The organism is Gallaecimonas xiamenensis 3-C-1 (genome assembly GCF_000299915.1).
In the GTDB taxonomy this organism is placed as follows: Bacteria; Pseudomonadota; Gammaproteobacteria; order Enterobacterales; family Gallaecimonadaceae; genus Gallaecimonas; species Gallaecimonas xiamenensis.
Map to the genome: position 1 here is coordinate 15,488 of NZ_AMRI01000028.1, position 14,784 is coordinate 30,271.

The window sequence follows — 14,784 nt, forward strand, 5'->3', positions numbered from 1 at the left end:
TGCGAGAGCAGCCTTCTTCTTTATATGGGATCCCACTCACAAAATTGACTTTAACGTCAAATGTTGCATGAAAGATGTCCTCCCAGGCACCCTGTATCCTCAGTGTTTCCACTGGTTGAAACATTGTGAACCAATGTTGACTGTCATTGTTTCGTGTGTTTATAGTTTCGCGACGGTTGGGTTACAACCCAGTAACAAGGGTTCGTCGAATGATACGAACCCTACACAAGAAGCCATGCAAATGGTCCAGGGAGAAAAACTTATGTATCGCAATACCAAATTGGCGAATTCCGTCCGTTGGGCGATGTTCGCTGGTGCGGCTGCTGCTGCCGTAACAGCTGTACCTTCGTATGCTGCCGATGGCGAGGAGGCTGTTGAGCGTATCGAGGTCACTGGTTCTCGTATTAAGCGTACCGACATTGAAAGCGCCAGCCCTGTTTCAGTATTCACCGCCGAAGACATCTCCAACTCCGGTTACTCCACCATTGAAGACTTTGTTCAAAACATCCCTGCTATCAGTGGTGTTCAATTTGGCGCGTCCATCAACAACGGCAGCTCTGGTTACGCAACTGCTTCTTTGCGTGGTCTGGGTGACTCCCGTACCCTGATCCTGGTGAATGGTCGCCGAGTTGTTAACAACGACTTGAACTTGATCCCTGTATCTTTTCTTGAAAGGGTTGAAGTACTGCGTGACGGCGCCTCTACCATCTACGGTTCTGATGCTATCGCTGGTGTTATCAACTTCATCACCAAGAAAGACTTTGATGGCGTAGAGTTCACCGCTCAGACTGACCGCACCAGCAAGGGTGACGGTGAGATTCAGCGTTACGCTCTGACCATGGGCGCCAACTCTGAAAAGGGCAATGCTGTTATCAACATGGAGTACACCAAGCGTGACACCATTTGGCAGCGTGACCGTGGCTTTGCAGACTGCCCGTTGGCTGAAGATGATGGTGTTAAGTATTGTACTGGTTCTGGTACAACTACCCCTGCTAACGTAAACCTCGATGGTACTGGTACCTTCCCCAAAGGTGCTTATGTAGTTATTGACGGTGTACCTCGTCCTTTCGATGGTGCAACTGACGCTTATAACTACGCCGCTGTTAGCTACTTGGTCACTCCCCAGGAAGTCTTCAGCTTTAACGCTACCGGCAACTATGAAATCAGTGATGGCGGCTTCAGCAGTGTTAATGCCTTTACCGAAGTAGCCTACAGCAACCGTCAGTCTGAACAGCTGCTGGCCGCTGAGGGTACCTTCTGGGGTCAGGTAGTACCTGAAGACCATCCAGACAACCCTTTTGGCCAGGACGTCGTTATCTCTCGCCGTCTGGCTGAGACCGGTGGCCGCCGTTATACCCAGGATGCCGATGCTTATAAGATGCTGATGGGTTTTGAAGGTTACTTCCAGAACGGTTGGTCCTGGGATGTGTCCTACAACTACCAGCGTTTTGTTGACGCTTCTGTAGAGTATGGTCTGGGTAACCCTGAGCGCTTCAATACTCTGGTCAACAAAGACCTTTGTGACGCGGACGACGCCTGCCCCGGTCTGTGGAACCCCTTTGCCAAAGACACTCTGACCCCGGAAATGATCGCTTACGCGACCATTCCCAACTCCCCGGTTACTCGCCAGGAAATGCGCACTTTCCAAGCTAACCTGTCAGGTGACTTTGGCGATTTCGAACTGCCTGGTGGCGCAATTGGTTGGGCTGTCGGTTATGAAAATCGTTACGAGTCCTACGAGGAGCAACTGGACGGCGCCGCTGTTATCGGCCAGATCTACAACCAGCCTTCGGACTCTACCTACGGTGACTTCCGCGTAGATGAAGCCTTTGCTGAATTTGAGCTGCCGATCCTGTCTGGTATGCCTTTTGCTGAGAAGTTGACCTTCAGTGCTGCTATCCGCTGGACCGACTACAACTATTTGGACAGCTCCGATACCACCACCAAGTTCGGTATCGAATACGCGCCTATCGACGGCCTGCTGTTGCGTGCAACTAAAGCCGAGGGCTTCCGCGCACCCAGCATCACAGAACTGTTCTCCGCTGAAATCCAGAACAACCCCAGCTACAACGATCCTTGTACTAATTGGGGAAGTTCTACCAACGCCATTATCCGTGCTAACTGTGCTGCTGACGGTGTTGACCCTGACTACGTAGCGACTTCGAACCAAGCCACTTCTGTCAGCGGCGGTAACGCTGACCTGAAGCCGGAGGAATCAGATAGCTTTACTGCGGGTATCGTCTATACCCCGACCTTCTTCGAAGGTTTCAACATGGCTATCGACTATTTCGACATCGAAATCGACGATGCCATTGGTTCGCCTGGTCCAGGCAACATCATCAACGCTTGCTACAACAGCCAGGACTTCTCCAGCCCGCTGTGTGATCTGATTCAAGGCCCCAGCTACTTCGGTCAAGCCCCGCTGCCAGGCAGCAAGTATCGCTCTGTTCTGGGTCCTGTTGCAGGTATCTTGGATAAGAGTGCTAACCTCTCTACCTTTACCACCAAAGGCTACGACTTTGACTTCTCCTACACCACTCCTGTTATTGGTGGTGACCTGAATTTGTCTCTGGAAGGTACTTACCTCAAAGAGTACAACTACCTGGCATTTGAAGGTGAGGAGATGATCAAGGCTGCCGGTAAAGTAGCTGAAGACCAAAACGCTTCTGGTCGTAAAGGTGCCTTCGCCAAATGGCGCGCTAACGTGAACATCGGCTACTCCACTGACAACTTCTCAGTGTTCTGGACAAGCCGTTACATGTCTGCGACCGACTCCTATGTTTATGATGCAGACGCTCTGGACAACACTGCTGATGCTATCTGGTATCACGATGTTCAAGGGACTTATTACCTGGGCGAGAACTACTCCGTCACTCTGGGTGTGCGTAACCTGTTTGATGAAGAACCGCCTTATGTCTCCGACTACGAAGACATGAACACCATCAACACGTCTTACGACACTGCTGGTCGTTACATGTACGCTCGCTTCACTGCGCGCTTCTAAGTTGTTCTAGACTCCAAATAAAGAAGCCGGCTTTTTGCCGGCTTCTTCTTTTATGGTCGCTCTTTGGTGCCTCTATCTGCATTAGGTAGATTAAGAGGCGATTCGAAGCCCAGAGACTCGATAGGTTTGAAGAAGATCATTGGCAGCTTGCTAGCGTGATGTTTTCGTGGTCGACATGAAAAATAGGCCGAAGCTGACTTGTTAAGGCTGCCTTCCTGGTGCTGGGGCAAACTATGACAGGGCAATGCGACCCAATGAAATTCAACAAGTTATTCCCCCGATTAGACCAAGCTGAGACAAGGGTCAAAAGCTGCTTAAAGGTTGTCTAACACTCGGTTGACACCCCTTATTGAATCTGGAATCATCCAGTGCTGGTGTACCTCGCGCGTGTTGCGCAGAGCGTGCAGTCCTTCAAACTCCTGCCACCACTGTGTGAGTAGGGTTCTATAACGATAAGACGTTGGTTGGGAACTATGTCCAGACTAAGCAAGAGAAGCACACTCGCTGCGGCCCTTGCCGGTGCCTTTATGTTTGCCGGTAGCGCCGCTTTTGCGGCCGATCCTCTTGTCTCTTCTCAAGACGTTGAGAAAACTATCAATGACGCCGCCGCGGCCTCACAGGCCAAGATTGACAAGATTTCAGATCAGACTCGTGACCTGGTAGCCGATTACCGCACTACCGTGGCCGAGACCGATAACCTGAAAATCTATAACGACCACATCGCCAAGCTTATTGAGAGCCAACAGGTTGAAGTGGCCCGTTTCAACAAACAGATCAACAACATCACCAAGACGCAACAGGGCGTTGTGCCTTTGATGTACCGGATGATCGACACTCTGGAGCAGTTTGTTGCTCTGGACATCCCCTTCGAGAAAGAAGAGCGCGTTGAGCGCGTTCAGAAGCTCAAGGACATGATGGAAGACTCTGCGGTCTCCACTTCCGAGAAGTACCGCCGTGTACTGGAAGCCTACCAAATCGAAGTTGAGTACGGCTCCAAGAGCTTTGCTTACCAGGGCCTGCTGCCCATCGACGGTAAAGAGCTCTCTGTAGACTTCGTACACATCGGTCGTGTGGCGTTTTTGGCCATGTCTCTGGACCAGAAGAATGCCTGGTTCTGGAACCGTGAAGCCAAGGGCTGGGAAAAACTGGGTGACGAGTACATCACTTCCGTGCGTGAAGCGGTGAAACTGGCTCGTGGCCAGGCTGCCCCGAATCTCCTGAAACTGCCTATCGAAGCACCGGAGTCCGCAGAATGAAAACCGTATTGAAGAGCGTTGTTCTGGCTGCCGGTCTCTTTGTGGCCGCCCAGCCGGTTATGGCTGCCGCTCCTCAGGCTAAGACCCTGGAGCAACTGCTGCAGCAGGTACAAAAAGATCGCCTCTCCGAAGGTAAGATCAACAAGCAGCGTGAGCAGGAATTCCTGTCTGAGCGTGCCGACAAGCAAGCCCTGCTGAGCCAGGCCAAGCGTGAGCTGGTTGCTGAGCAAGCCCGTGGCAAGAAGCTGGAAGCTCAGTTCGGTGAGAACGAAAAGCAACTGGCTGAACTGGAAGAAAAGCTGACCCTGGCCGTTGGTAACATGGGTGAGATGTTCGGTGTGGTTCGTCAGGTTGCAGGTGATGCTCAATCTCGCTTCCAAACCTCCATCATCTCCGCTCAGTTCCCTGGCCGTGACAAGCTGATGGGTGAGTTGGCTCAGTCTAAAGAGCTGCCTGAACTGCCCCAGTTGGAAGACCTGTGGTTTGCTCTGCAAAAAGAGATGACCGCTTCTGGTGAGATCGTCAAGTTCCCTGCCAACGTCATCACCGGTACCGGTGACCGTGAGCAGCGTGAAGTGACCCGCGTGGGTACCTTCAACCTGATGGATGCCGACCAGTACCTGGTATTCAACGGCGAGACTGAGACCGTAGGCGAGCTGTCCCGTCAGCCAGAGTCCTACATGACCGCTACCGTTGACAGCTATGCTGACAATGCTTCCGGTTACTCTGCCCTGTACGTTGACCCCTCTCGTGGCACCATCCTGACCCTGATGACCCAAAAGGTCACCCTGGATGAGCGTTACAAGCAGGGCGGTACTGTTGGTTATGTTATTACCGCCGTTCTGGGTCTGGGTCTGCTGATCGTTGTTGAGCGTCTGATCGTTCTGGGCGGCATGAGCGCTGCTATCCGTAAGCAGCTCAAGTCCGACACCCCCAGCGATAAGAACCCCCTGGGCCGCATCCTCAAGGTTTACGAAAACAACCGTAACGTTGACGTTGAAACCCTGGAGCTGAAACTGGACGAAGCCATCCTGAAGGAAACTCCCCGCATCGAGCGCGGCGTATCCGTCATCAAGGTTCTGGCTGCCGTAGCTCCTCTGCTGGGTCTGCTGGGTACCGTTACCGGTATGATCGACACCTTCCAGTCCATCACCCTGTTTGGTACTGGTGACCCGAAAATCATGGCCGGCGGTATCTCTACTGCACTGGTAACCACCGTACTGGGTCTGGTTGCTGCTCTGCCGCTGATCTTCCTGCACTCCATCGTGTACTCACGTAGCCAGTCCCTGGTCCACCTCATCGAGGAACAGGCCACCGGCATCATCGCTGAGCACGCGGAGAAGGAGTCCAAGTAATGATGCTCTTCCTGATAGAGCTCTGGGAATCTGTCAGGGATTTTATGAATACCGGGGGTGTGGTCCTCAACTGGCTTGCCCTCGTGCTGTTCATCATGTGGGTTCTGATGATCGAGCGCTACATGTATGTCACTTCCGCCTTCCCCAAACTGGTGAAGGACATAGTGGCAAACTGGGACGCCCGTGAAGACACCACATCCTGGTACGCGCATAGAATCCGTGAGGCATGGATCTCCCAAGCCAATGAAAAGTTGAACGCGCGCATGCAACTCATCAAGACCCTGGTGGCGGTGTGTCCGCTAATGGGGCTCTTGGGCACGGTCACCGGTATGGTGCATGTGTTTGAGATCATGGCTAACACCGGTACCGGTAACCCTCGTCTGATGGCGTCTGGTATCTCCATGGCCACTATCCCCACTATGGCGGGGATGGTTGCGGCCCTGTCCGGCGTGTTCTTTAGTTCACGCCTGGAAGCCAAGGTTAAAGTTGCAAGCCATCGCCTTGTCGATAGCATGCCGCATCACTAAGAGAGAGTAGCTATGGCACGTAAACGTGTACGGCAAGAGGAAGAAGCCAGTATCGACATGACCCCGATGCTCGACATCGTGTTCATCATGCTGATCTTCTTCATCGTGACCACCTCTTTTGTCAAAGAGTCCGGTATTGATGTAAACCGCCCGACGGCGGCCACAGCGACCAAGAAAAAAGCTGCGAACATCTTTATCGCAGTAAAAGAGAACGGCGAAGTTTACATGGAAAAACGCGCCGTTGACGTAGAACGGGTTCGCGCCAACGTAGAGCGTATGCTGGCTGAACAACCGGAAGCGTCTGTGGTCATACAAGCAGATAAGAACGCCAAACACGGCGTTGTTGTTGATGTAATGGACCAAGTCAAAGCTGCGGGCATCGATAAGATCTCCGTTGCAGCTGATCCTGGGAGTTAATATGGCTAGATCCATAGCAAGTATATTGCTGGGGATTGTTGTCACGTTTGCCCTGTTCTACTTCATGGCTTACCTGATTTCCGGTGGCGCCAAGCGTTTTGACGCTGGCGCCGAAACACCGGTCATCGACATTGCCATGGACAAGCAGGAAACGCCTCCCCAGAACAAGACGCGGGAGCTGCCCAAGAAACCGCCGCCGCCGAAGCAGCCACCTAAGCCGCTGAAAGCTGTGCCCGACGAGCCGAACAAGCCGACTCAGCAGATGCAAAACCTGAATCTGCCCAAGCTTGATTTCTCAGCCCGAGGTTCAGGCCCCGGGATCGGTGCGCCGACCATAGGTGCCGGCATGGGTGGTGATGGCGAAGCAACACCTATCTTCCGTATGGATCCCAAGTATCCTGTGGAAGCTGCTCGTGATGGCCGTGAAGGTTGGGTAAAACTGAGCTTCACCATCAACGAAGTTGGCGGTGTTGAAGACATCGAAGTAATCGATGCTGAGCCCAAGCGTCTATTCGACCGCGAAGCCAAGCGCGCCCTGGCTAAGTGGAAGTACAAGCCGAAGATCATTGATGGTAAGCCCATCAAGCAACCTGGTCTGACAGTCCAGCTGGACTTCAAACTGGAGGGTAAAAAGTAATGAAGATGAAAAAGATCGCTTCTTCCTTACTGGCAGTGCTGGCGCTTGCCGGCACTGCCCTGCCTTCCGCTGTTGTTCATGCTGAAGACAACACAGTTCAGGTAAAGCAACTGCCTAAGCGTAAGACCCAGGCGCTGTCTGAGTCTGCAGGGCGTGCCATCACCAAAGCCTATGATTTGTTTGGTAAAGAGGACTACAAGGGTGCCCTTGAGATCCTGCTGGACATGTCGCCACGTGATGGTTATGACAAGGCTTATGTAGACCGCTTTATCGGCACTATTTACTACTACCAGGAGAAGTACGACCAATCCCTGCAATACCTGAAACGTTCTGCTGATTCCGAGCAGCTGAACCAATCAGAGCAGGAGAGCGCCCTGCGCCAGGTCGGCCAGATGCTGCAGCAGCGTGAGAAGTGGCGTGAGTCACTCACTTATCTGCAAAAGTGGATGGACTACTCCGGTAAGGAAAGTGCCGATGTGTTCACCATGATGGCCCAGGCCCACTATCAGCTGAAACAGCTGGACAAAGTGGTGCCCCTGGCTGACAAGGCAATTGGTCTCTATAAAAAGCCCAACAAGAACCCCTATGTGCTGAAACTGGCTGCGTATTTTGATCGCAAGATGTATAAGCCCATGGTGCCGGTTCTTGAAGAGCTGGTTAAGCTGGAGCCCAAAGATAAGCAGTGGTGGATGCAGCTGGGCCAGACCTACATGCTGGTCAATAACACCGACAAGGCGTTGGCGACCTATGATCTGGCCTACAAGCAGGGCTTCCTGGACAAAGAAAACGAAGGCAAGGTTCTTGCCCAGTTGTTCGCCAGCCAGGATGTTCCTTACAAGTCTGCATTGATCCAAGAGAAGTTCATGAAGGCCGGTATTATTCCGGAAACTGAACAATCTCTGTCAACTTTGGCCAACACCTGGCACAACGCCAAGGAGCTGGACAAGGCTATTGCTTACTACGGTCGTGCAGGTGAAGCGGGCAAAGAAGGCAAGCATTTCCTGAAACAGGGCAACCTGCTGCTGGAACAGGAAAAGTATGACAGTGCCATCACAGCGCTGACCAAGGCCATCAATGCCGGTAACCTGTCTCAGCCTGGGCGTGCTCACTTGGCGTTAGCGCAAGCTTATTTCTTCAAGAAGAGTTATCTGGATGCGATCAAGCAGATCCGTCTGGCGAAGAAATACGATGACACCAAGAAGACGGCCACCAGTTGGGAAGGCTACGTAAGAGAAGAAGCGACCCGTAAGGGCGTGAATCTCTAAAAAAAGGCCCTTCGGGGCCTTTTTTGTACCTATCTACTTTATCTATCCTTCCTAATATCCAATGCATTCAGAAATGACATTTTAGGCTCATTTTTGACCAGCGCGTCGAATCTACCTCTTTAATTTATAAGGGTTTTTTTCAATGACGCATTAATTGTGCAAATAACCCGAACTTTTGATAGCTTCTCTAACTTATTGTTTTTAATCGACTTTCTTCCTGTTGTTAACTGTTGCCTTTCTTTTGATTATCAGGCTGTTTTCTTTGTTTTCATTTGATTTTCCTTTCCGGCGCTCCTCTCGTCTCCTGTTGCTTTGACATTAAACAGTTGTTGAATAACCATCCGGGTGGCCCCTGTGCCAGGGACTGAAATCAAGATTCCTCTTTACGAAGGAACATTCCCCAAAGGAAACGATGTCATGATGTCAAAAACAAGAATTGCTAATGCTGTGCGCTGGACGCTGTTTGCTGGAGCGTCTTTTGCTGTTGCCTCCCCCGTAATGGCGGCCGATGATGGCGCCGACCTGGAACGCATCGAAGTTACCGGCTCTCGTATCAAGCGTACCGATATGGAAAGTGCCTCCCCCTTGGTGGTTATTTCCTCTGAAGATATCGCCAGCCAGGGCTTTAACAGTACCCAGGATGTACTGGACTCTTTGACCCAGAACTCTGGCGGCTCCCTGACCCAGCAGGAGTCTTTCGGTTTTACCCCAGCAGCTTCAGGTGTGAACCTGCGTGGTGCGGGCTTGGGCCGGACCCTGACCCTGATCGACGGTAAGCGTGTGGCCAAGTACCCCTTTGCTGCCGGCGGTACCCAGAACTTCACCGATACCTCCAACATCCCTGTTGGCGCCATTGAGCGTATCGAGATCCTCACTACCGGTGCTTCTGCCATTTACGGTTCAGATGCCATGGGTGGCGTCATCAACATCATCCTGAAGAAGAATGTTGAAGACACCATTATTAATGCCTATGTTTCTGACACCGACCATGGCGGCCGTGCCACCAATAAGATCAGCTTGGTAACCGGTAGCTCCGACGACAATTCCAGCATGCTGCTTTTTGTTGAGCATGAGAAACGTGACCGCCTGAAGGCGTCCGACCGCTGGAGTCTGGGTAGCGACCTGGCTTGGGATCATCCCTCTGGCGGTTACTCCGGATATGGTGCATCCCTTTGGGAAACAAAGGCGACCAGCGCAACCGGTAACGATCGCCTGGTGAGCAACTCCGATAGCTGTACCGAGCTGGGCTTTATTGAGAGCAACGGCGTCTGTAAATACAACCGCGCCGGCGACCGCCAATTGTTGCCCGACCAAGAGCGCACTTCTCTGATGGTGAAATTCACCAATGAGCTGAGTGACAATCATCAGCTGTTTGGCCGGGTGGACTTCACCCATGCCACCGTTGAGCAGCGCATCGAAGCCATGGCTGTAGGCGATGATTTCCTCTTTAATGTCAGCGGTAACGACGTTACCTTGTCTTCCAAGGCGCGTCCTGAACTGTCCAAGACCTATGATAAGGCGACTGCTTTTGGCGGCGATTTCGCCGGTCAGGACGATGGAACCTATTACTATCGTCGCCGTGCTGCAGAGTTTGGTCCCCGCGCCGGAGACTTCACCACTGACAACTTCTCCGCAGTGTTTGGTCTGCAAGGTTACCTGACCGACGATATTGGCTATGAGACCTCTTGGAGCTTGTCGCGCCAACGTATCGACAAAGAAGAGAGCGGTTACGCCACCATCAACGGCTACTTCGATTACCTGAACTCCTGCGTCAACGGCTGCTCGCAGCTTGACGCGATTAGCCAGGACCAGCTTGATATGGCGTCCTATCAGCCGTCTCAGAAAGGCCAGTCCACCCTGGTAAGCTGGGCCTTCGGTATCAACGGTGACCTGTTTGAACTGGATGCGGGCACAGTCCAGTACGCAGCCGGTGTCGAGATGAACCGTGAGTGGTTCTATGACCGTTCCGACGTGTTCTCCCAGCGCGGCGAGATCCTCACCACTGGCGGTTCTGCTGGCCAAGGTTCTCGTAAGCAATATGCCGGTTATGCAGAGCTGTCCATCCCTGTGGTCGACAAGCTGACCGCAACTCTGGCCGGCCGCTACGATTACTATGATGATGCCTCCGACGTTGGTGGGGCTTTCTCTCCCCAAGTCGCGTTGGAATATCGCCCCGTCAATGAACTGCTGCTGCGTGCTCTGTGGGCCAAGACCTTCAGGGCTCCTGATATGCAGCGCTTGTTCGGTGAGCCTACCCGTGCCTATTCCACCATTACTGACTTCCAGCAGTGCGCTGCTGATGGTCTAACTCCCAGCGCTTGTGCACAAAATAGCAACTACGAAATCAGCGCTAATGTGGTTGCTGGTGCTAACCCCGACCTGGAAGAAGAGAAAGGTGAAAACTGGAACCTGGGTCTGGTATACAACCCCGGCAACTTCGATATCTCAGTCGACTGGTGGCATGTCGAGATAGACAATATCGTAACTGCTTTGAGCGCTTCCTATGTGATGAGCAAGTACGACAAGTACGCCAATATGATTGACCGTGATGCCGTTACCGGCGAGGTCACCATCAACACCCAAGCCATCAACCTGTCTAACCGTACTCTGGAAGGTGTTGACCTTGCCATCGGTTATACCCTGGACACTGCCGCCGCCGGTACCTTCAAGTTCCGTCTGGAAGGCAGCTACCAAGACAAGTGGGAAGAGCAGTTGGATGCCAGCTCTCCGGTGGAAAGCTCTTTCTATGAAGGCGGTATTCCTCGCTGGCGTGCCAACTTCACCACCAAGTGGATGCCGACCGATGATCTGGCTATCACTGCCATGGTGAAGTACATAGCTGATCACAAAGGTGTCTATGCTTCTGACTACTTCGGTGAAGTCGCTCCTTTCGACGTGCGTGTTGATGCCCATACCGAAGTGAATACCAACCTGTCCTACAATCTGACCGATAACGTCACTGTTGCGGCAGGCGTGAATAACCTCTTCGACGCCAAACCGGAAGTGGACAATACCTTGTACAGCTGGCCTTTCTTCGACAGCAGCTACTACAACCCTGTTGGCCGCGAGTTCTACGCCTCTGCTGAACTGCGCTTCTGATAGCCAACCCTATAAAAGCCCGCCTTTGGCGGGCTTTTTTTTGCTGAGTAAAGGGAGGGCTTATTGAGCGTCCAATTTGCAGACAATGATATAAGTTTTGATTGCTTTGTTCTTTTTGTGTTCTTTTTGTTTTTTATTTGTTTTTTACGTTGTTCCTTGAAATTTACTTGGTGATGCAGATCACATTTATTGACTTGGCACTGCCGCTCCTTGGGAACTATCTAGCAGTGTTGAGCGCTGCTAATGCCTCATAAAAGCCAATAAAAACGGCGCGTAATGCGAGGTTTTCATATTGTTTGTCAGTTGGGCATCCATTGCTTAATTTTTTGTTTTCATTTTTATATCATTTGACATCTTTTTGCATCATCAGGTTGCATTGACATTAAAGTTGCACTGTTTGAGTATCAATGCGGCTGCAAAGCCAAAAAATAAAACCACAAATCCTAATGCGAACAAAATATCGCCAAAGGAAACGATGTCATGATGTCAAAAACAATCACTTCCAAAGCTGTGCGCTGGGCGCTGTTTGCTGGTGCTTCCGTAACTGTAGCTGCTCCTGTACTGGCCGCCGATGACGGCAGCGATCTGGAGCGTATCGAAGTAACAGGCTCGCGTATCAAACGCACTGATATGGAAACTGCTAGCCCTGTTTCCATCATCTCTGCCAAAGACCTGTCTCGTGGCAGCTACACCTCTGTAGCTGATGTACTTGCACAGAGCACCTTCAGCGCCGGTGCGCCTACCGGTTCTTCCACCAACAACGGTGGTGAAGGTGTATCCCGTGTTGACCTGCGTGGTATGGGTGAGGCCCGTACCCTGGTGCTGGTAAACGGCCGTCGTATGGTCAACTCCGGCTCCGGCGCTGATGCTGCCGTTGACCTGGGGTCCATCCCTGTTGCCATGATCGAGCGTATCGAAGTGCTGAAAGATGGCGCTTCCGCTGTTTACGGTTCTGACGCCGTTGCCGGTGTGGTCAACATCATCACCAAGAAAGATTTCGAAGGCTTGCAGTTTGATGCGAGCTACGGCGGCACCACCGAAGGCGACGCCAATACTGGTGAAATCAGCATGCTGCTGGGCGGCAGCTTTGACCGTGGTAACGTTGTCATTGGCGCAAGCTATGTTGATCGTGGCCGTGCCAAACAGAGCAATCGTGATTGGTCGAAATGTGTCCGTGATAAAGACGCTGTTGGTGCCTGTGGTGACGGCAGCAGTATTATCCCCAGCGGTGCTGTGAATGCCGGTATCGATTTGGATGGCGACGGTAACAACGATTATATGGAACTGGACCCTGCTACTGGCCAATGGGTTAAGCAAACCAGTGACTATGACTATGTTCCCTACCAATATCTCTCTACTCCCCAAGAGCGGATGTCAATTTTTGGTAGTGGCCACTACGAAGTAACGGATGAAACTCAAATTTTTACCGAGTTTTTCCATACCAAGCGTACTTCTGAGCAGATGCTTGCACCCTCTCCTGTCTCTGGCTTGACAATCAAGGCCGGCGCCACGGGCAACATCTGGGGCCGAGATGTGGTTTACAAGCGTCGTATGAGCGATGCCGGTACCCGTGATTACGAGCAGACAGTTGACACCACTCGTTTCGTACTGGGTGCTCAGGGCTACCTGGATATCCATAACGGCCTGGATTGGGACGTATCCTACACCTGGGGCCGTAACGACGCCGTCAGCAAGGTTCACAACCTGCAAAACACCGCCAAGCTGATCGAAACCACCGATCCGGCTCTGTGTGGTGACGGTGTGCCCTGTGGTGACTGGTTTGTGCCTGAGGGCCAGCTGAGCCAGGACGTACTGGACTACGTTAACTACACCGACCAATCCACCGGCGGTAACGAAATGAACGTCATTGCCGGTAACATTTCCGGTGACCTGTTCGAACTGCCTGCTGGTTTTGTAGGTTTTGCCGGTGGTGCTGAGTACCGTCGCGAGTCAGGCTTCTTCCAGCCCGACTCTGTAACCGTGGCTGGCGACAGCGCCCAATCCCAGCAAGATCCGACTTCTGGTAGCTACGACACCACCCAGGTGTACACTGAGTTCGCGATCCCGCTGCTGTCCGATATCTTCCTGGTCAAAGACCTGTCCATGGAAGCGGCCATCCGCTACTTCGACTATTCCACCTTTGGTGACGACACTACCTGGAAGCTGGGCCTGACCTGGCGTCTGAACGACGACATCATGCTGCGCGGTGTGAAGTCTACTGCTTTCCGTGCCCCGACAGTGTCTGAACTGTACGGCGGCGCTGTAGGTAGCTTTGACTACTTGACCGATCCTTGTACCAATTTCAACCAAGCCGACCCCTCCAGCACTCGCTATCAGACCTGTCAGAGCGAGCTGGGTGGTGCACCCAACTATGTTCAGCCTGACGATCAAATCGAGAACGTCTGGACTGCCGATACTGACCTGAAGCCTGAGCAGGCCGAGACCCTGACTCTGGGTGCGGTGTGGAGCCCGAGCTTCGTCAATGGTCTTTCTGCCACCGTTGATTACTATGAAATCAAGGTGACCGATGCCATTACCCGTATCGACGGTAACCTTTACCTGAGCAACTGCTATGACGGTGTTCAGTCTGCTTGTGACGCCTTGAACATCGAGCGTAACCCGCTGACCGGTGACATCGATTACATGACGCGTCCGCTGACCAACGTTGGTGAGCAGAAGAGCACTGGTGTTGACCTGAACGTGCGTTATGCCTTTGACGCGCTGGGTCTGGGCTGGGCCATCACTTGGGATACCAGCTACCTCGACTCCTTCAAGCAAGACGGTCGTGAGTATGCTGGCACCATCAGTGGTGAGAACGGCGCCTATGCTGAGTGGAAGCACAACGCCAATCTGTCCCTGAGCGGCGAGAGCTGGGATGCTTCCTGGCGCGTCCGTTACATCGACGGCATGAAGGACTTGGAGCAACAGAGCTTTGAGACCGACGCTGTGATCTACAACGACGTGTCTGGCAGCTACCACTTTGGTGACAATGCTACTGTGACCTTGGGTATTGATAACCTGTTCGATCAGGATCCTGAGTTCCTGCCTCACTACTCCAACGCCAACACCGTACCTGAAGCGTACGATGTGCTGGGCCGTTACGTATATGCCAAGCTGAGCTGGCGTATCTAAGTCCCCGGACTTTTAAAAAGGCGGCCTTTGGCCGCCTTTTTTTGTGTCAATCTTTCGCGCCGTAGTGCAGCTTTCCGATTTATTCCATTGGT

The 14,784-nt window shown here is 52.5% G+C and carries 9 protein-coding genes; all 9 read left to right on the top strand.

All coding sequences use genetic code 11. The features are described 5' to 3' along the window. Nucleotides 1–133: 133 nt before the first annotated feature. Entirely contained in the window at nt 134–3,004 is a 2,871-nt protein-coding gene (locus B3C1_RS16330) for a TonB-dependent receptor plug domain-containing protein (RefSeq protein WP_237751010.1), read from the top strand. A gap of 473 nt (nt 3,005–3,477) precedes the next feature. After that, nucleotides 3,478–4,260 carry a DUF3450 domain-containing protein gene (locus B3C1_RS16335; RefSeq protein ID WP_035482531.1) on the top strand — a complete coding sequence of 261 codons (783 nt, stop codon included), beginning with the start codon at nt 3,478–3,480 and terminating at the stop codon, nt 4,258–4,260. Then, on the top strand, nt 4,257–5,615 hold the full coding sequence (locus tag B3C1_RS16340) for a MotA/TolQ/ExbB proton channel family protein (protein ID WP_008486180.1): 1,359 nt from the start codon (nt 4,257–4,259) through the stop codon (nt 5,613–5,615). The genes B3C1_RS16335 and B3C1_RS16340 overlap by 4 nt, the downstream gene beginning before the upstream one ends. Next, a complete protein-coding gene (locus tag B3C1_RS16345) occupies nt 5,615–6,142 on the top strand; it encodes a MotA/TolQ/ExbB proton channel family protein (RefSeq protein ID WP_008486181.1) in 528 nt (175 codons plus the stop codon). Before B3C1_RS16340 ends, B3C1_RS16345 begins: the two co-directional genes overlap by 1 nt. Before the next feature lie 12 nt (nt 6,143–6,154). Further along, nucleotides 6,155–6,559, top strand: a complete 405-nt coding sequence (locus B3C1_RS16350; protein ID WP_008486182.1) for an ExbD/TolR family protein — start codon at nt 6,155–6,157, stop codon at nt 6,557–6,559. A 1-nt stretch (nt 6,560) separates the two neighbouring features. After that, on the top strand, nt 6,561–7,196 hold the full coding sequence (locus tag B3C1_RS16355) for an energy transducer TonB (RefSeq protein ID WP_035482534.1): 636 nt from the start codon (nt 6,561–6,563) through the stop codon (nt 7,194–7,196). Between the two features lie 5 nt (nt 7,197–7,201). Next, nucleotides 7,202–8,461 carry a tetratricopeptide repeat protein gene (locus B3C1_RS16360; RefSeq protein ID WP_192813397.1) on the top strand — a complete coding sequence of 420 codons (1,260 nt, stop codon included), beginning with the start codon at nt 7,202–7,204 and terminating at the stop codon, nt 8,459–8,461. A 417-nt stretch (nt 8,462–8,878) separates the two neighbouring features. Next, nucleotides 8,879–11,560 (top strand): TonB-dependent receptor plug domain-containing protein, encoded by a 2,682-nt coding sequence (locus B3C1_RS16365; protein WP_035482536.1) that lies wholly within the window; start codon nt 8,879–8,881, stop codon nt 11,558–11,560. Nucleotides 11,561–12,040: 480 nt separating this feature from the next. Further along, the gene (locus tag B3C1_RS16370) at nt 12,041–14,692 is read left to right on the top strand and encodes a TonB-dependent receptor plug domain-containing protein (RefSeq protein WP_008486187.1); all 2,652 of its coding nucleotides are present in this window, start codon (nt 12,041–12,043) and stop codon (nt 14,690–14,692) included. The last annotated feature ends 92 nt before the right edge of the window (nt 14,693–14,784 follow it).